Origin of the sequence: Blastococcus sp. TBT05-19 (assembly GCF_003319095.1) — a bacterium.
Lineage (GTDB): Bacteria > Actinomycetota > Actinomycetes > Mycobacteriales > Geodermatophilaceae > Blastococcus.
Map to the genome: position 1 here is coordinate 222,373 of NZ_QOHI01000003.1, position 23,400 is coordinate 245,772.

Sequence of the window (23,400 nt, forward strand, 5' to 3'; positions counted from 1 at the left end):
CTCCGCGGCGCACGAGGGCGGGAATCCACGACCGGATTCCCGCCCTCTGGCGTTCACGGGTTGATTGTGCCCGTCTAAGTGTTGGGCAATTAGGCGTTTCACGATCTTTCGGCGAGGGGACTGCGGTTTACGTCCGAAACTTCGTCAGAGAGGCCTCCGCCATGACCCAGCCCACCAGCACCTCGTCGTCCGTCAGCACGACCGGGCCCGTCTCCCAGGCGGCTCCCTCCGAGCTGCAGACCAGCCAGGGCAACACGACCATCGCCGACGGCGTCGTGCAGAAGATCGCCGGCCTCGCCGCGCGCGAGGTCGCCGGCGTCTACGCCCTCGGTGGCGGTGCCGCCCGCGCGTTCGGCGCGATCCGCGAGCGGATCCCCGGCGCCTCGCAGACGGCCGGTCAGGGCGTCTCGGTCGAGGTGGGCGAGCGCCAGGCCGCCGTCGATCTGGACATCGTCACCGAGTACGGCGCCCCCATCTCCGAGGTGTCGCGCTCGGTGCGCCGCAACGTGATCAACGCCGTCGAGGGGATGACCGGTCTCCAGGTGACGGAGGTCAACATCGCGGTCAACGACATCCACCTGCCCAGCGACGACGAGGGCCAGCCGGAGCCCACTCGGGTCCAGTGACGTCGCCGGGGACCGCTGCCGGGGACGCCGACGCCATCGCCGCGGCCACGCTCACCGCCCCGGCCGTCGCCGGCCTGCACACCGGAGGCGTCACCCAGATCGCCACCTACCTGCCCGGTCGCCGGGTAGAGGGTGTGCGCATCGGCGACGACCGGGTGCAGGTCTCCGTCGTCGCCGTGCACGGCGTCCCCCTCATCGCCGTCGCCGAGCAGGTCCGCGAGCGCGTGGTCCCGCTGGCCGGCGGCCTGCCCGTCGACGTCCACGTCGGTGACGTCCAGCTGCCCCTGGAGGAGCAGCTGGCGCTCCCGCCCGCCGACGCCGACCAGCTCGGCTGAGGCGATCCGTGTCCCTCGATCGGGAGCAGCGGCGCCTCCGCCGGGCGGCCATCCGCAGGCACCACCCCGATGCCGGCGGCTCCGCCACCGACCTGCTCGCCGCCCTGGCCACCTTCGCCGGTGGCCGGGGCGGACCGGCGACGTCGTCGTCCCAGGGCGCTGGCCCCGAGGTCCGGTTCGTACGCCGGCCGACGGGTCTGCAGAGGCTGCTGCTCCTGGTCCGGACCCGCAGCACCCGCTCCTCCCGCCCACGCCGCGTGGTGTGAGCGTCCTCCCGTCCAGCTCCGCTCCTCACTCCTCTCGGAGGTTGCCATGCCCCCCACCGTGGTGGGTCTGTTCACCGGGCTGCTGCTCGGTATCGCCTGGGTCGTCGGCGGGTTCGACGCCTTCGTCGGGACCGCCGTCCTCGGCGTGATCGGGTTCCTCGTCGGCAAGGTGGTGTCCGGCCAGCTCGACCTCATCCCCTACCTCGGTGGCGGCGGCCGGAGCTCCCGATGAGCACCGCCGTGTCCGCAGCCGAGCCGGACGCCGCGACCGACGACCCGGGAGAGCGCGGCACGCTGACGCTCGCCGACCGGGTGGTCGAGCGCGTCGCCGGTTACGCCGCGACCCAGGTGCCGGGGGCGGCCGCCGCACCCCGCCGTGTCCTGGGGATCAGCGTCGGCGATGCGCGGCCCGACTCCGAGGCATCCGTGCGCGCCCGGGTCGATGGCGGGACCGCGACCGTGGAGGCGACCATCGCCGTCTCCTGGCCCGCGTCTGTCCGCGCGGTCACCGAGCAGCTTCGCGAACGCGTCCGTGCCGACGTCCTGCGGGTGACCGGCGTGCGCGTTGCCCACATCGACGTCGACGTCGTCAGCTTCGCCGTGCCGGAGTCCCGGCCGCGGCGCGTGCAGTGAGGAGCGACCCGTGCGACTCGTGAACCGCATCCTGGCCACGCTCCTGGCGCTCGCCCTCCTCGGCGGCGCTGTCATCGCCCTGGTGGAGATCGTCCTCGCCGCGTTCGGACGAGGACCCTGGTTGGTGCCCTACCCCGCCTGGGCCACGTGGTTGTCGGAGCAGACCTTCGACGCCGGCGTCGTGCGCGCCGTCCTCATCGGGCTGGTCGTGCTCGGCCTGGTCCTGCTGGTCCTGGCCCTGCGCCGTGGCCGGCCGGGCTCGCTGCCGCTGCCGACGACGACCGAGGGCGTGCGCGTCACCGCTTCCCGCCGGGGGCTGGAGCGCACGCTGACCACCGCCGCGACCCGTCCCGAGGGCATCAGCGCCGGACGGGTGAAGGCGAGCCGCCGGTCGGCGCGGGTGAAGGTCACCACGAACCTGCGCGAGCCCGGTGACCTGCAGGGTGCCGTGACCAGCTCGGTCTCCGACCGGCTCGCCGAGCTGGGGCTCGACGGCACCGTCCGCCCCCGCGTCACCCTCTCCCGGAAGGCCGCCCGATGAGCGCCCGCACCGACTCGGTCAACCGCAGCGTGCTCACGCTGCTGGCCCTGCTCCTGCTCGCCGCGGGCGGGGTGGGTCTGGCGACGAGCTTCGGGGCCTTCGGGAGCGCGCCCGACGTGCTGCCGCAGGGGCTGCGGGACTTCGCCGCCGACCAGTGGTGGTTCTGGCTCGTCGCGGGTGCCGTCTGCCTGCTGATCGCGCTGCTCGCCCTCAGGTGGCTGCTGGCCCAGCTCAGCACCGACCGGGTCGGGCAGGTGGACCTGACCAGCGACGAGCGCGACGGCCGGACCGTGGTGCACTCCGGAGCGATCGCCGACGCCGTGGAGAACGAGGCGGAGGCGCTGCGCGGGGTGTCGAGTGCCTCGGCGCACCTGCGAGACGAGCGCGGCCGCCGGCTGAGCGTCACGGTGGACCTGACCGACTACGCCGACATCGCCGAGGTGCGGCGCATCCTGGAGGAGCGGGTCGTCGGCCACGCCCGCCAGGCGCTGGACGACCCGTCGCTGCCCGTCGACATCGAGCTGCGCCCCGGCCGGTCCCGCTCCGGCGGCCGCGGCCTGCTGTAGCGACCGAGCGCACGCTGAGGGCCCCTTCCCGACCACGGGAAGGGGCCCTCAGCGCGTCTTGATCAAGCCGGGGCTCGTGAAGCCGGGGACGCGGTCCGTCCTATCGCGCCGAGCGGGCCCCGGAGGGGTCCGCGCAGGCGCGATGCACACGCTCGGCGCAGCAGGGGAACGGCACCTGGCCGCGGTGCGATCCGGAGGATCGCAGTGTTCTAGTCGTCGCGGGCGTGCCGGCCGGTGCGCCGGCCGCTGGGCTCGTCGCGCTCGGCCAGGGTCGCGATGCCGTCGGCGTAGCCGCTGGCGTAGTCCCAGCTGACGTAGTCGTCGGGGTTGGGCTCGAACGGCGGCTCGTGCCGGCCGGTCTGGCCCTCCTCGAGCAGCTGGCGCAGGTTGGCCTGCATCAGCGCCCAGTCGACGTGGTGCTCTTCCTCGCAGTCGGGGCAGTCCACGACGATGCCCTTGATGCCCGTCGGCTCCAGGAGCGTGCGGAAGACCTCGAGCTCCGCGAGGTCGTCGAGCACCCCCGCGCGCTCCTCCATCGTGAGCGGTGGGGGAGCGGGACGGTCGGTGGAACCGAAGTCCGGCCCGAAGGCGTCGTCGAACGGGGACACGGTCACACGGTAGCCGCCGTACGGGCGGAAGGCCGCTCCTCATCCCCGCCGCCTACGATCAGGGGAGGTCCGCGGCCCCCGTACCCGGGGGCGCCGACCGGGAACAGTCCCCGATCTGCCCCGAAGGGTGGCCGCGCACATGCAGCCCGACGACCGCGACATGGAGCTGCCGGCGAAGTTCGCCCGCCTCGGCCTCACCTACGACGACGTGCTGCTCGTCCCCGGGGCGTCCGACGTCGTCCCCGCGGAGGTGGACACCAGCAGCCGGGTGACCCGGCGCATCACGCTGGCCGTCCCGCTGCTGTCCAGCGCGATGGACACCGTCACCGAGGCCCGCATGGCGATCGCCATGGCCCGGGTCGGCGGCATGGGCGTGCTGCACCGCAACCTCTCCGCCGAGGAGCAGGCCGGGCAGGTCGACCTGGTGAAGCGGTCCGAGGCCGGCATGGTGACCAACCCGGTGACCTGCTCGCCCGACAGCACCCTGGCCGAGGTGGACGCGCTGTCCGCCCGCTACCGGATCTCCGGTGCCCCGGTGGTCGACGCCGACGGCGTCCTGCTCGGCATCGTGACCAACCGCGACATGCGGTTCGAGACCGATCACGACCGGCTCGTGCGCGACGTGATGACGCCGATGCCGCTGATCACCGCGCCGGTGGGCGTCGACCCCGACGCCGCCCTGCAGCTGCTCTCCAAGCACAAGATCGAGAAGCTGCCGCTGGTCGACGAGGGCGGGCGGCTGCGCGGCCTGATCACGGTCAAGGACTTCGTCAAGCGCGACCAGTTCCCGCTGAGCACCAAGGACGCCGACGGCCGCCTCGTCGTCGGCGCCGCGCTCGGAGTCGGCGAGGACGCCTTCAAGCGCGCCGGCCTGCTCGTGGACGCCGGGGTCGACGTGCTCGTCGTCGACACCGCCCACGGCCACCAGCGCGCGGTGCTGGACATGGTCGCCCGCGTGAAGAAGGAGTTCGGCGGCGAGAACGGCGTCGAGGTCATCGGCGGCAACGTGGCCACCCGCGCCGGCGCCCAGGCCCTGGTCGAGGCCGGCGTGGACGCGGTGAAGGTCGGCGTCGGGCCGGGCTCCATCTGCACCACCCGCGTGGTCGCCGGCGTCGGCGTCCCGCAGATCACCGCCATCTACGAGGCCTGGCTGGCGGCGGGCCCGGCCGGCGTCCCGGTCATCGCCGACGGCGGGCTGCAGTACTCCGGTGACATCGCCAAGGCGCTGGTCGCCGGTGCCGACACGGTGATGATCGGCGGCCTGTTCGCCGGCGTCGAGGAGGCGCCGGGCGAGCTGGTCTTCATGAACGGCAAGCAGTACAAGACCTACCGCGGCATGGGCTCGCTGGGCGCGATGCAGAAGCGCGGCAACCAGTCGTTCAGCCGCGACCGGTACTTCGCCGACGACGTCCTCTCCGACGACAAGCTCGTCCCCGAGGGCATCGAGGGCCAGGTGCCCTACCGCGGCTCGCTGTCCGGTGTCGCCCACCAGCTGGTCGGTGGCCTGCAGGCGTCCATGGGTTACGCCGGCGCCGCCACCATCACCGACCTCAAGGAGCGCGGTCAGCTGACCCGCATCACCTCCGCGGGGCTGGTCGAGAGCCACCCCCACGATATTCAAATGACCGTCGAGGCTCCGAACTACCGGAGTCGGTGACCGAGATGAGCGTTCGGCCCTTGTCATCCAGTCAGACCGTCGAAGCCCCGAACTACCGGAGTCGCTGAGCATGAGCGTGCGTGACACCGTCGAGATCGGGCTGAACCGCTTCGCCCGCCGCGGCTACGACCTGGACGAGGTCTCCATCGTCCCGTCCCGCCGCACCCGGGACGTCGACGACGTCTCGACCGCCTGGCAGATCGACGCCTTCCGGTTCGACATCCCGCTGATCACCAGCCCGAGCGACGCCGTCGTCAGCCCGGCCACCGCGATCGCCGTCGGCCAGGCAGGCGGGCTCGGTGTGCTCAACGGCGAGGGTCTGTGGACCCGCTACGAGGACCCGGCGCCGGTCTACCGCGAGATCGCCGCGGCCGCCGCCGCCGGCGCCCCGCCGGTCGCCCTGCTGCAGAAGGTCTACGCCGAGCCGGTGAAGGCCGACCTGATCACCGCGCGGATCAAGGAGATGAGCGAGGCCGGGGTGACCACGGCCATCCGGGTCTCCCCGCAGCACACCCAGCAGCTGGCGCCCGCGGCACTGTCCGCGGGCGTGGACCTGCTCGTCATCCAGGGCACGATCGTCTCGGCCGAGCACGTGACGTCGAACGGTGACGCGCTGAACCTCAAGGAGTTCATCGCCGACCTCGACGTCCCGGTCATCGTCGGCGGGGCCGCGAACTACACCACCGCGCTGCACCTGATGCGCACCGGAGCGGCCGGCGTCATCGTCGGCGTCGGTGCCGACACCTACTCGACGACCGACGCCGTCATGGGCATCCGGGTGCCGCTGGCCAGCGCGATCGCCGACGCCGCCGCGGCCCGCCGCGACTACCTCGACGAGACCGGCGGCCGGTACGTGCACGTCATCGCCAACGGGGCGATCGAGACCAGCGGCGCCATCGCCCGCGCGCTGGCCTGCGGCGCCGACGCCGTCCAGCTGGGGGAGCCGCTGCGGATCGCCGCGGAGGCTCCCGCCGGTGGCGTGTGGTGGGACTCGGTGGCCGCGCACCCGCGGCTGCCGCGCGGTGCCACCTCCGCGCCGGTCGAGCCCGCCGGCTCGCTCGCGGACGTGCTGGGCGGCGCCGCGGAGTCCGCCGACGGCCGCACCAACCTGTTCGGCGCCCTGGCCCGCACGATGGCGAAGACCGGCTACCGGGACCTCAAGGAGTTCCAGCGCGTCGACCTCGTGATCGGCGGCTGACCCGCGTCATGGTCATGGACTTCCCGACCGTCCTCGTCGTCGACTTCGGCGCCCAGTACGCCCAGCTCATCGCCCGGCGGATCCGGGAGGCCGGCGTCTACTCCGAGCTCGTCTCCTCGGAGGTGCCGGTCGCCGACATCCTCGCCCGCAAGCCGGCCGCGATCGTGCTCTCCGGTGGGCCGTCGAGCGTCTATGCGCCGGGCGCCCCGAAGGTGGACCCGACGCTGTTCGAGGCGGGCGTCCCGGCCTTCGGCATCTGCTACGGCTTCCAGGCGATGGCCGACTCGCTCGGTGGCACGGTGGCCCGCACCGGCGACCGCGAGTACGGCGGCACCCCGCTGACCGTCACGACCGAGGGGCGGCTGTTCGGTTCGCTCCCCGTCGAGCAGAACGTCTGGATGAGCCACGGCGACGCCGTCAGCGAGGCGCCCCCCGGGTTCACGGTCACCGCCACCTCCACCGGCGCCCCGGTCGCGGCCTTCGAGGACGTCGACCGCAAGCTCGCCGGCGTGCAGTTCCACCCCGAGGTGAAGCACACCGCGCACGGGCAGACGGTGCTCGAGCACTTCCTGTTCGAGATCGCGGGCCTGGAGCGCTCCTGGACGATGAGCAACGTCGTCGACGAGCAGGTCGCGCTGATCCGCGAGCAGATCGGCGACCGCCGGGCGATCTGCGGCCTCTCCGGCGGCGTGGACTCCGCCGTGGCGGCCGCGCTGGTGCAGCGGGCCATCGGCGACAAGCTCACCTGCGTCTACGTCGACCACGGGCTGATGCGCGAGGGCGAGACCGAGCAGATCGAGCGGGACTTCGTCGCCGTCACCGGCGCGGACCTGCGGGTCGTCGACGCCAGCGAGCAGTTCCTCTCCGCGCTCGCCGGGGTCAGCGACCCGGAGCAGAAGCGGAAGATCATCGGCCGCGAGTTCATCCGGGTGTTCGAGCAGGCGGCCCTCGACGTCGTCGCCGACGCCCAGGCGCACGGCGAGACCGTCGACTTCCTCGTGCAGGGGACGCTGTACCCCGACGTCGTCGAGTCCGGCGGCGGCACCGGGACGGCGAACATCAAGAGTCATCACAACGTCGGTGGGCTTCCCGAGGACCTGCAGTTCACCCTCGTCGAGCCGCTGCGCACGCTGTTCAAGGACGAGGTGCGCGAGGTCGGCCGGCAGCTCGGCCTGCCCGACACCCTCGTGCAGCGCCAGCCGTTCCCCGGCCCCGGGCTGGGCATCCGCATCGTCGGCGAGGTCACCCGCGAGCGGCTCGACGTGCTCCGCAAGGCCGACGCGATCGCCCGCCAGGAGCTCACCGCGGCGAAGCTGGACACCGAGATCTGGCAGTGCCCCGTGGTGCTGCTGGCCGACGTCCGCTCGGTCGGCGTCCAGGGCGACGGGCGCACCTACGGGCACCCGGTCGTGCTGCGGCCGGTGTCCAGCGAGGACGCCATGACCGCGGACTGGACCCGGCTGCCTTACGACGTGCTGGCGAAGATCTCCACCCGCATCACCAACGAGGTGGAAGAGGTCAACCGCGTCGTCCTCGACGTCACGAGCAAGCCGCCGGGCACCATCGAGTGGGAGTAGGGACCTCCCTAACTCTCAACCATCGCCGCGCTGGAACGAGCTCGGTCCAGCAGAATGCACAGCGCTGGCCGACCTCCGGTGCCGCGCCGGCACCCTGCGTGGATCTGTCCCAACGGTGGAGCGTCTCGCCGCCGCGCGCGGGTACCAGCCGGTGCCTCGAGGGCGGGCTTCCTTCTGCGTCCGCGTGTGCACCTGATCGGTTGATCCCAGCACGAGCGCGAAGCGGTCATGCAACGGTGGAGACGTGGACACAGTCATCGTCGTCGTCGTGGCAATCGGAGCTGTCGCTGCCGGATTGGCCCAGCTCTACTACTTCTACTCGAGGAAGTGAGGAGCTGGTTCCTCGACGCCTTGGAGCCGACCAGGTCCGATGGCCATAGAGCGCTGAATTGAGACCGAGAATCTTTGTGTCTCAGCGGCGGCGCCGACATGTCTGTTCGCCGTCTCGCATTGGCGCGCCGCCGGCGTCGGCGAGTTGCGTCTATCTGCTGATGCCTGCGGATTCACGTTCTCTCACTGGCCATTTCGGGCGGCCGCAGCCACGCTGACGAGCGGTCCTCCCGGCCATCGCTCGGCATGGGCCGGCTACTTCGTGAACTCCAGCCCGAGGCCGTCGGGGGCGGTGAGGGTCAGCCGGTCGCGGACGATGCGCACGGTGCCGCCCTGGCGGAGCACGTCGAGCACGTGACCGTCCTGCTCGGCGCCCTCGGGCGGGCACTCCCCGTCGGCGACGACGTCGGCGGTCGCGAGCCGTTCGTCGGTCACCTGCCAGGTACCGCGCACCGGGCGGCAGCCGGTCGTCCCCTCGAGCGTGCCGTCGGCCCGGAACTCCAGCTCCGCCGGCCGCAGCGGTGACGACGCCAGCTGCGTGGTGGTCAGCGCCGCGAGCTGCCAGCGGCCGGCCAGGTCGGCGTCCTCGACCGGTGGGCGCGGGACCAGGCGCACGTCGACGCCACCGCCGCTGACGAGGAGCTCGCCGCCCTCGCGGCGGAGCCGGACGTCGGACGCGGTCAGCGCGTCCAGGTAGAGCCGTTCGAGCTCGGCGATGTCGGGGGAGCAACCGATCAGCGACTGGGCCAGCTCCTCGACCACCAGCCGGTCGCCCTCGATCCGGTAGGACTGCGCGCCGAAGCCGTTGCAGAAGGCCCGTCCGCTCAGCCGCTCGTCGAGGGTCAGCGTGCCGTCGGTGCCCGGCGGGATCGGCACGACTTCGCCGTCCCGGCGGAGCTCGGTGACCACCCACTCGCCGCGCACGTCGCCCAGCTCCCCGGCCGGTGGGGACCCACCGGTCGCGCCCCCACCGCCGCAGGCGGTCACGGCCAGGACCACCACCAGCAGCAGCGCGGTCCGCGTCATGCCAGCCCAGACGCTCGGCAGCACCGCAGAGTTCCGGACGACGACGGGGCCCGGGGAGCGACTGCTCCGCGGGCCCCGCCCGCTCCGCCTCCCCGGTTCACCGCGTGCGGCGCGACCTCCGCAGTTCCTTCCCCAGCAGCAGGACCCCGGCGGCCACCACGGCGATCCAGATGAACCCGCCGTCGGCCAGGAACTCCAGGCGCAGGTCCACGCCGGCCATCGCGGCGACGGCCAGGAGCACGAACAGCAGACCCGGCACCAGGGCGACCAGGTCGACCGCCCGCCGCGCCGGAGCCGGCTCCGGCCGGTCCTCGGTCGCGAGCGCCTTGACCTCTTCCCACTGCTGCTCCTGCCACGCGGTCGGCGTGGTCGGGAACTCGCTGTAGTCAGCCACGGGACACCTCCACCTCTCCGACACCGGCCTCGATGTCGATCACGAACTCGAGCTCGTCGTCGTCGGTCCAGGGCGCGGACCCGGTGCCCGGGAAGGTGCGCGGCCCGTCGACGCTCTCGCCGAAGACGTCGACCTCGCCGAGGCCGTGCTCCACGCTGACGCGCACGTCCGCGGAGCGGGGCACCACCACCTCGACGTTGCCGATGCCGTGCTCGACATCGATGCGGAGCGGCCCGTCCAGGTCCGCCAGCGGCACGTCGGAGAGGTCGACGGTGAGGTCACCGACCCCGCCGCGGTAGGTCTCCTCGACACCCGCGACGGTGCGCGGGGCGAAGGTGCGGTCGCCGACCTGGGCGTCGGTCGGGAACGGCTCCGTGGCCGCGACGACGACGGCGACCGACAGGACCAGGCCCAGGGCGATCAGCCCGCCGCGGGCCCGGCGACCACCGGTGAACGCGGCCGCCACGAGCCCGAGCCCGACCAGCAGCAGCGCCGTCCCGAGGAAGCCCACGGCGTCGAGGTCCCAGCCGGTGAACCGGTCGGTCAGCGCCAGGCCGCCCAGCACGATGAGCAGCACCGCGAGGGTGATGCCGGGCACCGGGGAGCGGGGCGCGGCGGGCTCCTTGGCGCGGACCGCGGGCCGGTCGACGGCGGGGCCGTCCGGGCCGGCGGGCAGCAGCACCCACAGGAGCAGGTAGACGAGGACGCCCGAGCCCGCCGCGAGGGTCAGGGCCACGAAGCCGACCCGCCAGAGCAGGGCGTCGATGCCGGTGTACTCGGCGAGCCCGCCGTTCACGCCACCGAGCACCTTGTCGGTGCGGCTGCGGCGCAGCTGGGGGCGGTCGGGCGGACCGGAGCGCGACGGGGGCTGCCAGGCCGGCGGCTCCACCGTCGTCGGGGGAGGGGGTGCGGAGGTCATGGCAGCAAGCGTGGCGGTGCCGGCGCCTGGAGACCATCAGGGAAACCCCCGAACCGACCCTGGTTCCTCTTCCGGGGTGATCACCGGTGTCGGGCGGCCGCCCGCCGGTGCGACCATCGACACCGTGACCACGTCCCTCGCCGCGCCGCCGCGCCCGCCGCTGGCGCGCCCGCGCTCCGGCCGGGTGATCTCCGGTGTGGCCGCGGGGACGGCGGTGCACCTGCGGCAGGACCCGGTCGTGGTGCGCGTGGCCTTCGCGCTGCTCGCGGTCACCGGCCTCGGCGTGATCGCCTACGCCCTGCTCTGGATGACCATGCCGGTGGCCGCCCCGGGTGAGGACCCGGCGCCGGCCTCGGCCGCCTGGCGGCCCGCCGGCAAGCGGCAGTGGGCGGCCCTGGTCGTGCTCGGGCTGGTGGCGGCCTCGCTGCTCGGCGAGCTGACGAGGTGGACCAGCAGCGACGTCGTCCTGCCGCTGCTGCTGGTCGGCGCCGGTCTCGCCGTCATCTGGCGGCAGCTGGACACCGACCGGACGCTGGCCGTCAGCGGGGTGCGGTGGGCCCTGGCCGGCGGCGTCGCGCTCGCCGGCGGCGGCCTGGTGATCCTGCTGGCCACCACCGGCCAGTTGGCCAACGCGCGCAACGGCTTCGCCGCGACCCTCGTCATCCTCACCGGGCTGGTCCTGGCGACGGCGCCGCTGTGGCGCCGGCTGCTGGACTCGCGGGCCGAGGAGCGCGCCGCGCGCATCCGGTCCGAAGAGCGCGCCGCGGTCGCCGCGCACCTGCACGACTCGGTGCTGCAGACCCTGGCCCTCATCCAGCGCAACGCCGAGGAGCCGCAGGCGGTGAGCCGGCTGGCCCGCAGCCAGGAGCGCGAGCTGCGGGCCTGGCTGTACGACCCCGCGGCCGTGCGCGAGGGCGGCACCTGGGCCGGCGTCGTCGCGGGCATGGTGGCCGAGGTGGAGGCCGACCACGCCTTCACCGTCGACCCCGTCGTCGTCGGCGACGCCCCGGTCGACGAGGCGCTCGCCGCCCTGGGTGCGGCCACCCGGGAGGCGCTGGTGAACGCCGCCAAGCACTCGGGCGTCGACTCGGCCGACCTCTACACCGAGGTCACCGCCCAGCAGGTGTCGGTCTTCGTCCGCGACCGCGGCAAGGGCTTCGACCCTGCCACCGTGCCCGACGACCGCCGCGGGCTGCGCGACTCCGTGCACGGCCGCCTGGCCCGCCTCGGGGGCACGACGCTGGTGCGCTCCGCCGTCGGTGAGGGCACCGAGGTCGAGCTGACCCTGCCGAGAGGTGCCGTGAGCGGACAGGGGCGTGAGCATCGCAGCGAGGAACGAGCGAGGAGCGGAGCGCCCCGCGGGAGCGAACCGAGGAGCAGAGCGTGACGCATCGGGTGTTCCTGGTCGACGACCACGCGATGGTGCGGGCGGGGGTGCGTGCCGAGCTCGGCGACGCCGTCGACGTCGTCGGTGAGGCGGCCGACGTCCCGACCGCGATCGAGGGCATCCGCGCCACGCGACCCGACGTCGTCCTGCTCGACGTGCACCTGCCCGGCGGCGACGGCCGGGCGGTGCTCGAGGCGCTGCGCGGCGAGCTGCCGGACGTGCGCTGGCTGGCGCTGTCGGTGTCCGACGCCGCGGAGGACGTCATCGCGGTCATCCGGGCCGGTGCGCGCGGCTACGTCACGAAGACCATCTCCGGGCCGGACCTGCTGGACGCGCTGCGCCGGGTGGCCGACGGTGACGTCGTGTTCAGCCCGCGGCTGGCCGGCTTCGTGCTCGACGCGTTCTCCGCCGGCCCCGCCGCGCCCGCGCCCGCCGAGGAGGTCACCGACCCCGGGCTGGACCTCCTGAGCGCGCGCGAGCGCGAGGTGATGCAGCTGCTGGCCCGCGGCTACACCTACCGCGAGATCGGCTCCCGGCTGTTCATCTCGGTGAAGACGGTGGAGTCGCACGCCTCGAACGTGCTCCGCAAGCTTCAGCTGTCCAACCGCAACGAGCTCACCCGGTGGGCGGCGACCAACCGCCTGCTCTGAGCGTCAGGCCGACTGCGCCGCGACGTGCGCGCGGGCGTCCTCGACCAGCGGCGCGGGGTCGCCCGCGCCGGTGAGCACCACCCACCCGTTCATTCGGCGGCCCTCCATCGGCTCGAACGGGGTGCCGCCGCCGTCCTCGACCAGCGCGGTGGGCCGGGCCGGCGGGAGCTTGAGCACCAGCTGCCCGTCCCACCGGATGGCGAAGAACTTCCGGCCGGTCCGCAGCCCCTGGCAGCCGAACATCGTGCCGCGCGTGACCTCGCCGTCGGTGAACCGGTCGACGAGGCCCTCCCAGCCGTCCTCCGTCATGCGGGCATCCTGCCGGGACCGGGCGCGCGGGTCCACGGTCTCAGACGCCGAAGGCCGCCCGGCGGAAGGCGTCGAACAGCGGGGGAGGCTGCGGCGAGGACCACATCTGGTTGGTGAGCAGCACGGCCGAGACGTCGGTGACCGGGTCGGTCCACCAGGTGCTGCCCAGCCCGCCGTCCCAGCCGTAGGACCCGGCGTGCCGTCCGCCCGGCTCGTCGGTGCGCCGCACGCCGATGCCCAGGCCCCAGCCGCCGCCCTCGTCGTCCACCGGTCCGACCTGCTCGGTGGTCATGGCGGAGACCGCGGCCTCGGTCAGCACCCGGGAACCGTCCGGAGCGCGACCGCCGTCGGCCAGCATGCGGGCCAGGGCGCCGAGGTCGTCGACGGTGGACACCAGGCCGTCGCCGCCGTCGGGGAACGCCGGGGGGAGGGCCCACTGGCCGTCCGCGGCGTCGTAGCGGTCCCGGGTGCCGTCGGGACCGGGCGGTGTCCAGTGCGGGCCCAGCCGGTCCCGGGCCGCGGCCGGCACGCCGAACCCGGTGTCGCGCATCGCCAGCGGCTCGAGGACCCGCCCGGCGAGCACCTCGGGGAGCGGTCGGCCCGCGGCCCGCGCCACCAGCACGCCGAGCACGCTCGCTCCGACGTGGTAGAGCCAGCGCGTCCCCGGCTGGTGCGCCAGGGGCACGCTGCCCAGCAGGCGCATCCACTCGTCGGCCGGGGGCGCGGCCTGCGGCTGCGGTGGGCCGGCGGGCAGCCCGGCGGCGGCCAGCGCCGCCACCGTCGGGGAGGGCCACGGCACCGTGAAGTCCAGGCCCAGCCCGAGCCGGAAGGTCAACAGGTCGCGCACGGTGATCGGGCGGACCGCGGGCGCGGTCCCCGCTCCCGGGTCGGCCGGATCGGCGAGGACCTGGCGGTCGGCCAGCTCCGGGAGGACGTCGTCCACCGGGTCGTCGAGGCGGAGCACGCCGTCGTCGACCAGCGTCATCGCGGCCACGGCCACCACCGGCTTGGTGACCGAGGAGATCCGGAAGACGCTGTCCGGCTCGACGGGGTCGTCGCTGCCGGGCACGTGCGTGCCGGCCGCCCCGCGGGAGAGGACCTTCCCGCCCCGGACGACGAGCCAGGCAGCGCCGGGCACCTGCCCCGCCGACACCGCCTCGGCCACCGTCGTGCCGATCCGTCCCGCCCGCTGTCCGTCCACGGAGGGGAGACCGTCGTCCCGCGGGGAACTGATCGGCTCAGGCGGTGTGGACGACGTGGAACACCTCGGCCAGGCGGCCGTCGGGGAGCCCGTGGGTGCGGGCGTTCTGCCGCATCCAGGCGGTGAGGAAGCCGTCCAGGTCGTCCATGTGGCTGACCTGGGTGACGTGGCGGCGCAGCGCCGCCAGCTTGCGGTCGACGAACTCCGTGACGTCGACGGCGTGGTCGGCGCGGGGGCTCGCGCCCAGCCACACCTCGGCCACGGTCCAGGCGTCGAGCCCTTCGTCGGCCAGCAGCTCGGGGAAGGCGAACGGGTTGCGGGCGTCGGGGTAGACCGCCCGCAGGGTGGACTCGCCGACGGTCATGTGGTCGGGGTGGCTCGCGCCGATGCGCTCCCAGAAGCGCTCCGGCGAGCTGGTCAGCACCCGCTGCGGCCGCACCTGGCGGATGACCCGGCTGATGTCGCGCCGCAGGTCGAGGGTCAGCTCCAGCCGGCCGTCCGGGTAGCCGAGGAAGCGGACGTCGGTGACGCCGACCTCCGCGGCCGCCGCGCGCTGCTCGGCCTGCCGCAGCGGCCCCATCTGCTCGCGCGGCGTCTCGTCGAACCCGCCGGCGTCGCCGTCGGTGACGATCAGGTAGGTGACCTCGGTGCCCGCCGCCGTCCAGGAGGCGACGGTGCCGGCGCTGCCGAAGTCGACGTCGTCGGGGTGGGCGAGCACGCACAGCGCGCGCTCGACGTGCTCGGCGGGGTGCTGCGGGAGGGGTCCGGTCACCCGCGGGAGCCTATGCCCGCGAGCTTCTCGGGGTTCCGGACGAGGAGGACCTGCTCGATGCGGCCGTCGACGACGACCAGCGACATCGCCAGCAGCGGGTCGCCGTCGGTCCAGGCCACGATGCCGGGCCCGCCGTTGACCTCCGCGACCTCGATCCGCAGACCGGCGAGCTCCATGCCCTGGGCGGCCACCCCGACCGCGAAGCGGGCGACCTTGTCGGCGCCGGTGATCGGCCGCAGCGCCGCCGTCACCTTGCCGCCGCCGTCGCTCACCAGGACGACGTCGGGGGAGAGGACCGCCAGCAGCGCGTCGACGTCCCCGCCGGCACAGGCGGCGAAGAAGCGCTCGGTGACCTCCTGCTGCGCCCGGCGATCGGTGTCGAATCGAGGCCGGCGGGCCTGCACGTGCTCGCGGGCCCGGTGCCCCATCTGCCGCACGGCGGCCTCGCTGCGGCCCAGCGCCTGCGCCACCTCGGCGACGGGCATGCCGAACACCTCGCGCAGGACGAACACGGCCCGCTCCGCGGGGGAGAGGGTCTCCAGGACCACGAGTACCGCCAGCGAGACCTGCTCGCCGAGCTCCGCGGTCTCGTCCGGGCCCGCGGGCGGGGGTGCGGCGGCCACCGGGTCGCTGCCGGTCAGCAGCGGCTCCGGGAGCCACGGGCCCACGTAGCTCTCCCGGCGGGCGCGGGCGGAGCCGAGCCGGTCCAGGGCCAGGTTGGTGGCGATCCGCACCAGGTAGGAGCGCGCGTCGGCCACCTCGTCCCGGTCGGCCGCCGACCAGCGCAGCCAGGTGTCCTGGACGACGTCCTCGGCGTCGGCCACGCTGCCCAGCATCTGGTAGGCCACGGAGAACAGCAGCCCTCGGTGGCGGTCGAACGGGGCGAGGGGCGGGGTCATGCCGGGATCCCGCAGCGGTCCCGGAACCCCTGGCTGGTCAGCCCGAGGGCGCTGGTGAGGCGGGACCGCGAGTTCTCCACGGAGCTGATCATCGTCAGCTCGACGAGCCGCGCGTCGTCCGGGTGCCTCCGCAGCTCGGCCACCATCTCGTCGGTGACCTCCAGCGGCGTCGAGGTCATCGCCTGGGCGTAGGCCATCACCTGCCGCTCCAGGTCGGAGTGGACGGCGCTGTCCCGCCACCGGGGCACGTCGCGCAGCTCGGCCGGGTCCACCCCGCGCCGGGATCCAGGACGGCGCCGTACGCCCGACGCGAGTACCACCCGGTCAGCCGGGTCATCAGCGTGCGGGGCGGGTCGAGAGGGATGCGGGCCATCGTCGGTTCCTCTCTCCGGTCGGGTGCACCGGTGGAGACGAGGCAGCCGCCGCGGGTGTGACACGGGGCGGTGGCGACGGCGCGACCGGGGTCGCGCAGACTCGCCGCGTGCCCTCGTTCACCCTCTCCGTCGCGCTGCGCTCCTCGACGCCGCTGGACGACGACGCGATCGACCGCATCCGTGCCGCGCTGCGCCCCGACGACCCGGAGCTCAGGGTCTGGCGGGAGCCGGACCGGGCGGTGCTGCGGGTGGCCACCGAGTGCGAGGCCGCGGACCTCGACGCCGCCCTGACCCTGGGGAAGGACCTGGCCGACGAGGCCGGCGCCGCGTGCCCGGGCCGCGTGTTCGAGGTGGCCGCGATGGACGACGAGGACTCGCAGGTCTGGCGCAGCGGGCCCTGAGGGTCAGAGCTTCCCGCGGCCCTGGCGCAGCAGCAGCATCCCGAGCGCGGCGCCGTCGGTGCCGAGCGCCTCGCGGAAGCGGGCGAGGACCTGCTGCTCGCGGGAGAGGTTGAGCCGGGTGCCGCCGCTGGCCTTGCGCAGTTCGCCGATCTCCTGGGAGACGGCCAGGCGGCGCTGGACCAGGTCGATGATCGCGGCGTCGCACGCGTCGATCTCGGTGCGCAGTGCGCCGATGCGCTCCACGTCGGTGCCGGTGACGGCGGCGGGGGGCGTGCTCATGGGGGTCTCCTTCGGTCGTCCGGCCCGGGACCCCTGAGAACGAGAAACGCCCCGGGCTCCTCGGGCCCGGGGCGTCTGTTGCGGCGTGTGCTCAGCCAGCGGTGACGGACACCGGATCCCGGTGGCCGTAGTAAAAGCTGACGGTGGCGAGCACGGTGCGAGTCTGCCACAGGCCGGTCGGAACCGTCACCCGTTCGGCTTACAGTGGCTCCGTCATGAGCAGCAGCATCCAGCAGTCCCTGCCCGGTACCGCCGCCCTGCAGCGGTCCGCCTCCGGTTCGATCGGGCGGGAGCTCGACCGGATGCTCGCCGGCCTCAACGGGCCGCAGCGCGACGCCGTCGTCCACGAGGGCGGGCCGCTGTTGATCGTGGCCGGAGCCGGGTCGGGCAAGACCCGTGTGCTCACCCACCGCATCGCCTACCTGCTCGGCGCCCGCGGTGTGCAGCCCGGCGAGATCCTGGCGATCACGTTCACCAACAAGGCCGCCGGCGAGATGAAGGACCGGGCCGCCGCACTCGTGGGCCCCCGCGCGCGGTCGATGTGGGTGTCGACGTTCCACTCGATGTGCGTGCGGATCCTGCGCGCCGAGGCGGCGAAGCTGGGCCTGAAGTCGTCGTTCACGATCTACGACCAGGGCGACTCCGTGCGCCTCATGACGATGGTCGCCCGCGACCTCGACCTGGACGCGAAGCGCTTCCCGGGTCGCAGCCTCGCCGCACAGGTGTCGAACCTGAAGAACGAGCTGGTCGACGAGGAGGAGTTCAGCCCCCAGACGGCGCCGGAGAAGGTGCTCAAGGAGGCGTACACGCTCTACCAGCGGCGGCTGCGCGAGGCGCACGCCATGGACTTCGACGACCTGATCATGAACACCGCGCACCTGCTGCAGGCGTTCCCCGACGTGGCCGAGCACTACCGCCGCCGCTTCCGGCACGTGCTGGTCGACGAGTACCAGGACACCAACCACGCGCAGTACGTGCTGATCCGCGAGCTGGTGGGTCCGGAGGGCGGGCCCGTCCCGCCGGCCGAGCTGTGCGTCGTGGGTGACGCCGACCAGTCGATCTACGCCTTCCGCGGCGCCACGATCCGCAACATCGACGAGTTCGAGCGCGACTACCCGCAGGCGACGACGATCCTGCTGGAGCAGAACTACCGCTCCACCCAGCGGATCCTCAAGGCCGCCAACACGGTGATCGCGAAGAACACCAGCCGGCGGCCGAAGAACCTGTGGACCGACTCCGGCGACGGCGAGCTGATCGAGGGCTACGTCGCCGACAACGAGCACGACGAGGCCGCCTGGGTCGCCGAGCAGATCGACGCCCTGGTCGACGAGGGCAAGGCCCAGCCGAAGGACATCGCGGTCTTCTACCGCACGAACAACGCCTCCCGGGTGTTCGAAGAGGTCTTCATCCGCGTCGGCATGCCCTACAAGGTCGTCGGCGGCGTGCGCTTCTACGAGCGCAAGGAGGTTCGCGACGCGCTGGCCTACCTGAAGCTGGTGGCCAACCCCGCCGACGTCGTGAGCCTGCGCCGGATCATCAACGTGCCCAAGCGCGGCATCGGCGACAAGGCCGAGGCGTGCATCGAGTCCTTCGCCGACCGGGAGCGCATCGCTTTCGGGTCGGCGCTGCGGCGGTGCAGCGAGATCACCACGCTCGCCACCCGCTCGCTCAAGGCGCTGCAGGAGTTCGTCGCGCTGCTGGAGGAGTTCGAGCAGCTGGTCGAGACCGGCTCCGGTCCGGCCGCCCTGCTGGAGAGCATCCTCGACCGCACCGGCTACCTCGCCGAGCTGCAGGCCAGCACCGACCCGCAGGACGAGGGCCGGGTCGACAACCTCAACGAGCTCATCTCGGTCGCCGCGGAGTTCGAGGCCGCCAACCCCGGGGGCTCGGTCACCGACTTCCTGGAGCAGGTCTCGCTGGTGGCCGACGCCGACCAGATCCCGGTCTCCGGCGACGAGGCGGGCGTCGTCACGATGATGACCCTGCACACCGCCAAGGGCCTGGAGTTCCCGGTCGTCTTCCTCTCCGGCATGGAGGACGGCGTCTTCCCGCACCTGCGCGCGCTCGGCGACCCGCGGGAGCTGGAGGAGGAGCGCCGGCTGGCTTACGTGGGCATCACGCGCGCCCGGCAGCGGCTGTTCATCTCGCGGGCGACAGTGCGCACGAACTGGGGGCAGCCGGCGTACAACCCGCCGTCGCGGTTCCTCGACGAGATCCCGGCCGAGACGATCCACTGGGAGCGGCTGGACCCGACGCCGGCCCCCTCGACCGGCTACCGCTCCGCGCAGACGCGGGTGGCCGCCACCGGGCTGTCGACCGGCGGGCTGCGCGGCGGCGCCGGCAACCGCCAGGTCATCTCGGTGGAGGTGGGCGACCGGGTGAGCCACGACGCTTTCGGTCTCGGCACGGTGGTGGAGGTGACCGGCGTCGGTGACAAGGCGCAGGCGACGGTCGACTTCGGCTCCGGCGGCACCAAGCGCCTGGTCCTCCGCTACGCCCCGCTGGTGAAGCTCTGACCGACGCCGTCCGGTTCACCGTGGTCGCCGTCATCGACGTGCCGGGGGAGGCCCTGGCCGCGTTCGGGCGGTACGAGGACGCCGTGCTGCCGCTGCTCGCGCGGCACGGCGGGCGGCTGGACCGCCGGCTGCGGTCGGCCGACGGCACGACGGAGGTCCACGTGCTGTCCTTCGCCGAGGAGAGCGGCTACCGGGACTACCTCGCGGACCCCGAGCGTGGTGGGCACCGGAGCCTGCTGACCGGCGTGGAGACGAGCCAGCGCGTGCTCGAGGGCCTGGTCGACGCCCCGTAGGGGGCGCCGGTCGCGTCAGACCTGGACGCCGCGCTCGGCGAGGTACTTCGCGGGATCGGTGGGACGGCCGTCCATCCCGCCGCGGTGGATCTCGTAGTGCAGGTGCGGGCCGGTGGACTGGCCCTCGTTGCCGACCTTCGCGATCTGGTCGCCGGCCGTGACGAGGTCACCCTCGGCGACGCTGAAGTAGCGCATGTGCCCGTAGATGTGGACGTTGCCGTCCGCGTCCTGGATGTAGACGGCGTTGCCGTAGCCCGAGGCGCGGCCCGCGCGGACGACGACGCCGTCGGTGGCCGCCAGGATGGGCGTGCCCAGGGGCGCGGCCAGGTCCAGCCCGTAGTGCATCGAGCCCCAGCGCATGCAGAAGCAGGTGGTCAGCGTGCCGCGCACGGGAAGCGCGGTCTTGGGCTGACGCGCGGCGCGCGAGGCGGCCAGCTCGTTGAGGCGGGCCTGGGCCTCGGCCTCGGAGATGCCCCGGCGGGCGTCGGCGCCCTCGAGGCCGCCGGCGAAGCTGACCTCGGTGCTCTCGCCGAGGCCGTAGTCCGACGCGGTGGCGGAGACGGCCGGTGCCTCGTCCAGCGTGGCCGGCACGTAGGCGACCAGGGCGCCGGCGACGAGCGCGGCGAACCACATCGGTGCGCGGCGGCCCGGCGGGTGGGGCAGCCGGCGGCCGGCCAGGAGCCGGTCGAGCAGAGAGGCCTTCCCGGTGGCGGGGGCGTCGTCCACGGCCGCGGCGGACTCGGCTCGCGCGGCGCGCCGGGCGGCGAGCGCCCGCGCGACGGTGGAGGACTGCTTCTCGACGGCGTCGGTCGCCGGTCGCTCCAGCACCTGTGCACTGCTGTGAGACACGGCGAACCTTCCCGGACTGCGTATCCAGCGAGCGCGCGGTGGCGTTCGTCGGGGGAGCGACGACGGCGAGGACCCCGGACTGGCGTCCGCCGGTTTCCACCGGCGCCGTGATCGAACCGTAACGATCCGTCAGGACGCGGCCAAGTACCGGACGCTGCGTGTCGCGATGTGCACGAGTCGTGAAGGGAATGAGTCGACTCGTGGGGCGGGAGGGTGCCGCTGTCAGGCGACGGCGGCGATGTGCCGGCCCGGGCGCGGCGCCGGGCGGAGGCCGGCGAGGGTGGCCGCCACCTCGTCCAGGACGCCCCGGTGGATGGGCAGCGACATGTGCCCCACCCCGCGGAAGAGCAGGTTGCGGGCGCCGAGGTCGGGGTGGTCGCAGCGGCCCGAGTGGGTCGGCAGCACCATCTGGTCCAGGTCGCTGTAGACGGCGGTGACCTGCGTGCGGCACCCCGGCGCCGGCTCCTCCAGCTCGCGCAGCACCGGCGATCCGGGGCGCAGCTGCCGCACCAGCGGCGTGGGCAGCACGTGCGCCAGCACCGAGCCCTGGTGCGGCGTGCCGAGCGTGACCAGCGATTCCACGTGCCGGTCGCCGCCCTGGCGCTGCACGTGGTAGCGGGCGATCAGCCCGCCGAGGCTGTGGCCCACGATGTGCAGCCGGTCGTGGCCGGTCTGCTCGCAGATGCGCTCGATCTGCTGCCCGAGGTCCGTGGCGGCCCGGGCGATGTCGGTGAGGAACGGGCTGTAGTTCCAGGAGCAGACGTGCGCGAAGCCGCGGCGGCGCAGGCTCCGGCGCATCACGGAGAAGACCGAGCGGTTGTCGACCAGGCCGTGCACCAGGAGGACCGGGACGCGGGCGGCCAGCGGGTCCTCGCAGAAGAGGGCGCGGACGGCGGGCGGCTGCTCCCCGGTGCGCCGGCGCGGATCCGGTCGGAGGGCCTCCATCCGGGTGCCCAGCGGGTACATCAGCACGTGCGCGCCGACCCAGGCGAGCTCGGTCAGCCCGCCGGTGAGGGTGGTCGGCGAACAGAGTCCCCGCAGCCCCCGTGGCGCACCCGGGGAGCGCTGCCCCGTGTGCGACTCTGGACCGGAGACCGGATCGACCGATGGCCGCATCGCCTGCTCCTCCCCGTCAGCACCGTCGGCGGGAGCGCGGGCTCGAGCCGTCCCGCCCGGTGGCGGTGCACGTGCTGTGCTCAGTTCACGCGACGATAATGCCTGCGTGTGGCGGGCGTCACACCGGTGGTGCCGGATCCCGGCCGATCGTGGCCTGTTCGTGACCAGCCAAGCCGAGGGGGAGACCGTGCCCGCCCGCGATGCCCGCACCGGGACCGACCGCACCCGAGCCACCGCCCGCCGGAACGGGGTGGAGAAGGAGCCCCCGGCCCCGGTGCTCACCGGGGACCGGCTCGTCGTCGGCACCGTTCCGCCGCTGGTCCCCGGAACCGGCGTCCTGCTCGTGCTGGCCGGCCTCGTCGGCATCGCCGCGGCGTTCGCCCCCTACCTGACCGTCGACGGGCAGCAGCTGCGCCAGGTGGACGGCGTCGGCAGTGCGCTGGTCGCCCTGCTGGTCCCGGGCGTGCAGCTCGCGGTGGGGGCGACGCTGATCCGGCGCGCGGTCCCCAAGTTCGGGCTCGCCTACGCCGCGGTCGCGGCGGCGCTGGCCGTCGGGCAGCTGCTGATCGAGATCTACCGCGGGCGCAGCTCCACGTCCCGCCCGGGCGTCGAGGTGCTGGCCGGTGAGGTGGTCCTGACCAGCGGCATCGAGGTCGGTGCCGGCTGGGTGCTGGGGCTCGGGGCGCTGGCGCTGACCGTGGTCGCCGGGCTCGTCGGCACGGTGGCCTGGGGGCGCACCGTCATGGAGGACCGCGGCCCGCTCGACGCCGTCCGGTCGCTGCTGGCCGGCGCGGCGGTGCTGCTCGGGGTGGCCACGGCCGTCTGCCTCACCGTCCCCACCGCCGACGTCCCGGACCAGCTCCGCACCGACCCGGCCACCGGCTTCGAGAGCGTGGTGACCCAGGAGGGCCCGCAGGCGCTGCTCGAGCGACCCGGCCTGGCGCTCCTGGGCGGCCTGCTGCTGACCGGGGCGCTCCTGCTGTGCTCCGTCGTGGCGCCCTCGCTGCGACCGCGGCTGGCCGTGGTGGGTGGCCTGCTCGCCGTCGCCGTCGCCGTCCTGGCTGCCGGGCTGGTCGGGCTGCAGGACGCCGCCTCGTCCGAGGAGCTGGAGTGGACCGTGCCGGGGATGGGCCTCCTCGCGCTGGGGCTGGCGTTCCTCGCGCTGACGGCCGTGGCCTGGCGCGCCCGCCGATCCGCCGTCTGACCAGTTCGGGCGCAACCGGTTCCGGGACGGGGCCCCGCGGTCATAAGCTCCGACCGTGGACGAACGCATCCGGGTGGTCATCGCCAAGCCGGGCCTCGACGGGCACGACCGCGGCGCCAAGGTGGTCGCGCGAGCGCTGCGCGACGCCGGCATGGAGGTCGTCTACACCGGCCTCCACCAGACACCCGAGCAGATCGTCGAGACCGTGATCCAGGAGGACGCCGACGCCGTGGGCCTGTCGGTGCTCTCCGGCGCCCACATGACGCTCTTCGCGCGGCTGGCCGAGCTGATGCGCGAGCGCGGGATCGACGACGTCGTCGTCTTCGGGGGCGGCATCATCCCGGAGGAGGACGTGCCGGAGCTCGAGCGGCTCGGCGTCTCCGGGGTCTTCACCCCCGGCGCCACCACCACCGACATCGTCGACTGGGTGCGCACCCACGTGGGAGCGCCGGCCGGCGCCTGACGGGCCGCCGT

The 23,400-nt window shown here is 73.9% G+C and carries 29 protein-coding genes; 17 read left to right on the forward strand and 12 right to left on the reverse strand.

Features of this window, described 5'->3' with window-relative positions:
• The first annotated feature begins 161 nt into the window (after positions 1–161).
• The 7 genes from DQ244_RS10165 to DQ244_RS10195 are packed head-to-tail and all read left to right on the forward strand — an operon-like array spanning position 162 to position 2,967.
• Complete coding sequence (locus DQ244_RS10165; protein ID WP_113811353.1) at positions 162–626, forward strand: Asp23/Gls24 family envelope stress response protein; 465 nt, start codon at positions 162–164, stop codon at positions 624–626.
• Complete coding sequence (locus DQ244_RS10170; protein WP_113811354.1) at positions 623–961, forward strand: hypothetical protein; 339 nt, start codon at positions 623–625, stop codon at positions 959–961. Before DQ244_RS10165 ends, DQ244_RS10170 begins: the two co-directional genes overlap by 4 nt.
• An 8-nt stretch (positions 962–969) precedes the next feature.
• Entirely contained in the window at positions 970–1,227 is a 258-nt protein-coding gene (locus tag DQ244_RS10175; RefSeq protein WP_113811355.1) for a hypothetical protein, read from the forward strand.
• A gap of 46 nt (positions 1,228–1,273) precedes the next feature.
• On the forward strand, positions 1,274–1,459 hold the full coding sequence (locus DQ244_RS10180; RefSeq protein ID WP_113811356.1) for a hypothetical protein: 186 nt from the start codon (positions 1,274–1,276) through the stop codon (positions 1,457–1,459).
• Positions 1,456–1,860 carry an Asp23/Gls24 family envelope stress response protein gene (locus DQ244_RS10185; RefSeq protein WP_113811357.1) on the forward strand — a complete coding sequence of 135 codons (405 nt, stop codon included), beginning with the start codon at positions 1,456–1,458 and terminating at the stop codon, positions 1,858–1,860. The genes DQ244_RS10180 and DQ244_RS10185 overlap by 4 nt, the downstream gene beginning before the upstream one ends.
• A 10-nt stretch (positions 1,861–1,870) precedes the next feature.
• Positions 1,871–2,401: a DUF6286 domain-containing protein gene (locus DQ244_RS10190; RefSeq protein ID WP_113811358.1), complete on the forward strand. Its 531-nt coding sequence runs from the start codon at positions 1,871–1,873 to the stop codon at positions 2,399–2,401.
• Positions 2,398–2,967 carry an alkaline shock response membrane anchor protein AmaP gene (locus DQ244_RS10195; RefSeq protein ID WP_113811359.1) on the forward strand — a complete coding sequence of 190 codons (570 nt, stop codon included), beginning with the start codon at positions 2,398–2,400 and terminating at the stop codon, positions 2,965–2,967. The genes DQ244_RS10190 and DQ244_RS10195 overlap by 4 nt, the downstream gene beginning before the upstream one ends.
• A gap of 209 nt (positions 2,968–3,176) precedes the next feature.
• Here DQ244_RS10195 and DQ244_RS10200 read toward each other — a convergent pair whose 3' ends face one another.
• The gene (locus DQ244_RS10200; RefSeq protein WP_113811568.1) at positions 3,177–3,575 is read right to left on the reverse strand and encodes a DUF5319 family protein; all 399 of its coding nucleotides are present in this window, start codon (positions 3,573–3,575) and stop codon (positions 3,177–3,179) included.
• A gap of 139 nt (positions 3,576–3,714) precedes the next feature.
• Here DQ244_RS10200 and guaB point away from each other — a divergent pair, with 139 nt between their 5' ends.
• The 3 genes from guaB to guaA all read left to right on the forward strand — a co-directional run bounded on the left by guaB (position 3,715) and on the right by guaA (position 8,007).
• Positions 3,715–5,232 (forward strand): IMP dehydrogenase, encoded by a 1,518-nt coding sequence (guaB, locus tag DQ244_RS10205; RefSeq protein ID WP_113811569.1) that lies wholly within the window; start codon positions 3,715–3,717, stop codon positions 5,230–5,232.
• 70 nt (positions 5,233–5,302) lie between these two features.
• Positions 5,303–6,430 carry a GuaB3 family IMP dehydrogenase-related protein gene (locus DQ244_RS10210; protein WP_199580333.1) on the forward strand — a complete coding sequence of 376 codons (1,128 nt, stop codon included), beginning with the start codon at positions 5,303–5,305 and terminating at the stop codon, positions 6,428–6,430.
• Between the two features lie 8 nt (positions 6,431–6,438).
• Positions 6,439–8,007: a glutamine-hydrolyzing GMP synthase gene (gene guaA, locus DQ244_RS10215; protein ID WP_113811360.1), complete on the forward strand. Its 1,569-nt coding sequence runs from the start codon at positions 6,439–6,441 to the stop codon at positions 8,005–8,007.
• Between the two features lie 585 nt (positions 8,008–8,592).
• Here guaA and DQ244_RS10220 read toward each other — a convergent pair.
• From DQ244_RS10220 to DQ244_RS10230, 3 genes are all read right to left on the reverse strand, one after another.
• A complete protein-coding gene (locus DQ244_RS10220; RefSeq protein WP_147251497.1) occupies positions 8,593–9,363 on the reverse strand; it encodes an META domain-containing protein in 771 nt (256 codons plus the stop codon).
• Positions 9,364–9,460: 97 nt separating this feature from the next.
• Positions 9,461–9,757, reverse strand: coding sequence for a hypothetical protein (locus DQ244_RS10225; RefSeq protein WP_113811362.1), 297 nt, complete (start codon positions 9,755–9,757; stop codon positions 9,461–9,463).
• Positions 9,750–10,676, reverse strand: a complete 927-nt coding sequence (locus tag DQ244_RS10230; RefSeq protein WP_113811363.1) for a PspC domain-containing protein — start codon at positions 10,674–10,676, stop codon at positions 9,750–9,752. The genes DQ244_RS10225 and DQ244_RS10230 overlap by 8 nt, the downstream gene beginning before the upstream one ends.
• Positions 10,677–10,800: 124 nt before the next feature.
• Here DQ244_RS10230 and DQ244_RS10235 point away from each other — a divergent pair, with 124 nt between their 5' ends.
• Positions 10,801–12,063 (forward strand): ATP-binding protein, encoded by a 1,263-nt coding sequence (locus DQ244_RS10235; protein WP_113811571.1) that lies wholly within the window; start codon positions 10,801–10,803, stop codon positions 12,061–12,063.
• A complete protein-coding gene (locus tag DQ244_RS10240; protein WP_113811364.1) occupies positions 12,060–12,713 on the forward strand; it encodes a response regulator transcription factor in 654 nt (217 codons plus the stop codon). Before DQ244_RS10235 ends, DQ244_RS10240 begins: the two co-directional genes overlap by 4 nt.
• A gap of 3 nt (positions 12,714–12,716) precedes the next feature.
• On the opposite strand, the gene DQ244_RS10245 is transcribed toward DQ244_RS10240, so the two are convergent.
• From DQ244_RS10245 to DQ244_RS10265, 5 genes are read right to left on the reverse strand one after another with little or no spacing between them, the layout of a single operon-like run.
• The gene (locus DQ244_RS10245) at positions 12,717–13,022 is read right to left on the reverse strand and encodes a TfoX/Sxy family protein (RefSeq protein WP_113811365.1); all 306 of its coding nucleotides are present in this window, start codon (positions 13,020–13,022) and stop codon (positions 12,717–12,719) included.
• Positions 13,023–13,062: 40 nt separating this feature from the next.
• Positions 13,063–14,223 (reverse strand): serine hydrolase, encoded by a 1,161-nt coding sequence (locus DQ244_RS10250; protein ID WP_158544511.1) that lies wholly within the window; start codon positions 14,221–14,223, stop codon positions 13,063–13,065.
• Between the two features lie 37 nt (positions 14,224–14,260).
• A complete protein-coding gene (locus tag DQ244_RS10255; protein WP_113811367.1) occupies positions 14,261–14,995 on the reverse strand; it encodes a PIG-L deacetylase family protein in 735 nt (244 codons plus the stop codon).
• The gene (locus DQ244_RS10260; RefSeq protein WP_113811368.1) at positions 14,992–15,894 is read right to left on the reverse strand and encodes an RNA polymerase sigma-70 factor; all 903 of its coding nucleotides are present in this window, start codon (positions 15,892–15,894) and stop codon (positions 14,992–14,994) included. The genes DQ244_RS10255 and DQ244_RS10260 overlap by 4 nt, the downstream gene beginning before the upstream one ends.
• Positions 15,891–16,166, reverse strand: a complete 276-nt coding sequence (locus DQ244_RS10265) for a carboxymuconolactone decarboxylase family protein (RefSeq protein WP_199580335.1) — start codon at positions 16,164–16,166, stop codon at positions 15,891–15,893. Before DQ244_RS10265 ends, DQ244_RS10260 begins: the two co-directional genes overlap by 4 nt.
• 209 nt (positions 16,167–16,375) lie before the next feature.
• Between DQ244_RS10265 and DQ244_RS10270 the strand changes: the two genes are divergently transcribed.
• Positions 16,376–16,669, forward strand: coding sequence for a hypothetical protein (locus DQ244_RS10270; RefSeq protein WP_147251498.1), 294 nt, complete (start codon positions 16,376–16,378; stop codon positions 16,667–16,669).
• A gap of 3 nt (positions 16,670–16,672) precedes the next feature.
• Here DQ244_RS10270 and DQ244_RS10275 read toward each other — a convergent pair whose 3' ends face one another.
• Positions 16,673–16,948 carry a chorismate mutase gene (locus DQ244_RS10275; protein WP_113811370.1) on the reverse strand — a complete coding sequence of 92 codons (276 nt, stop codon included), beginning with the start codon at positions 16,946–16,948 and terminating at the stop codon, positions 16,673–16,675.
• Between the two features lie 215 nt (positions 16,949–17,163).
• On the opposite strand from DQ244_RS10275, the gene pcrA reads away from it, so the two are divergent.
• Positions 17,164–19,464 carry a DNA helicase PcrA gene (pcrA, locus tag DQ244_RS10280; RefSeq protein WP_113811371.1) on the forward strand — a complete coding sequence of 767 codons (2,301 nt, stop codon included), beginning with the start codon at positions 17,164–17,166 and terminating at the stop codon, positions 19,462–19,464.
• Between the two features lie 20 nt (positions 19,465–19,484).
• The gene (locus DQ244_RS10285) at positions 19,485–19,757 is read left to right on the forward strand and encodes a hypothetical protein (RefSeq protein WP_113811372.1); all 273 of its coding nucleotides are present in this window, start codon (positions 19,485–19,487) and stop codon (positions 19,755–19,757) included.
• A 15-nt stretch (positions 19,758–19,772) separates the two neighbouring features.
• Here the strand turns inward: DQ244_RS10285 and DQ244_RS10290 are convergent, their stop codons facing one another.
• Both DQ244_RS10290 and DQ244_RS10295 read right to left on the reverse strand, forming a co-directional pair.
• Complete coding sequence (locus DQ244_RS10290) at positions 19,773–20,606, reverse strand: M23 family metallopeptidase (protein ID WP_233491300.1); 834 nt, start codon at positions 20,604–20,606, stop codon at positions 19,773–19,775.
• A 222-nt stretch (positions 20,607–20,828) separates the two neighbouring features.
• Positions 20,829–21,722 (reverse strand): triacylglycerol lipase, encoded by an 894-nt coding sequence (locus DQ244_RS10295; protein WP_113811373.1) that lies wholly within the window; start codon positions 21,720–21,722, stop codon positions 20,829–20,831.
• A gap of 160 nt (positions 21,723–21,882) precedes the next feature.
• On the opposite strand from DQ244_RS10295, the gene DQ244_RS10300 reads away from it, so the two are divergent.
• Positions 21,883–22,926 carry a hypothetical protein gene (locus DQ244_RS10300; protein ID WP_233491301.1) on the forward strand — a complete coding sequence of 348 codons (1,044 nt, stop codon included), beginning with the start codon at positions 21,883–21,885 and terminating at the stop codon, positions 22,924–22,926.
• Between the two features lie 55 nt (positions 22,927–22,981).
• Positions 22,982–23,389, forward strand: coding sequence for a cobalamin B12-binding domain-containing protein (locus DQ244_RS10305; RefSeq protein ID WP_113811374.1), 408 nt, complete (start codon positions 22,982–22,984; stop codon positions 23,387–23,389).
• Positions 23,390–23,400: the final 11 nt, after the last annotated feature.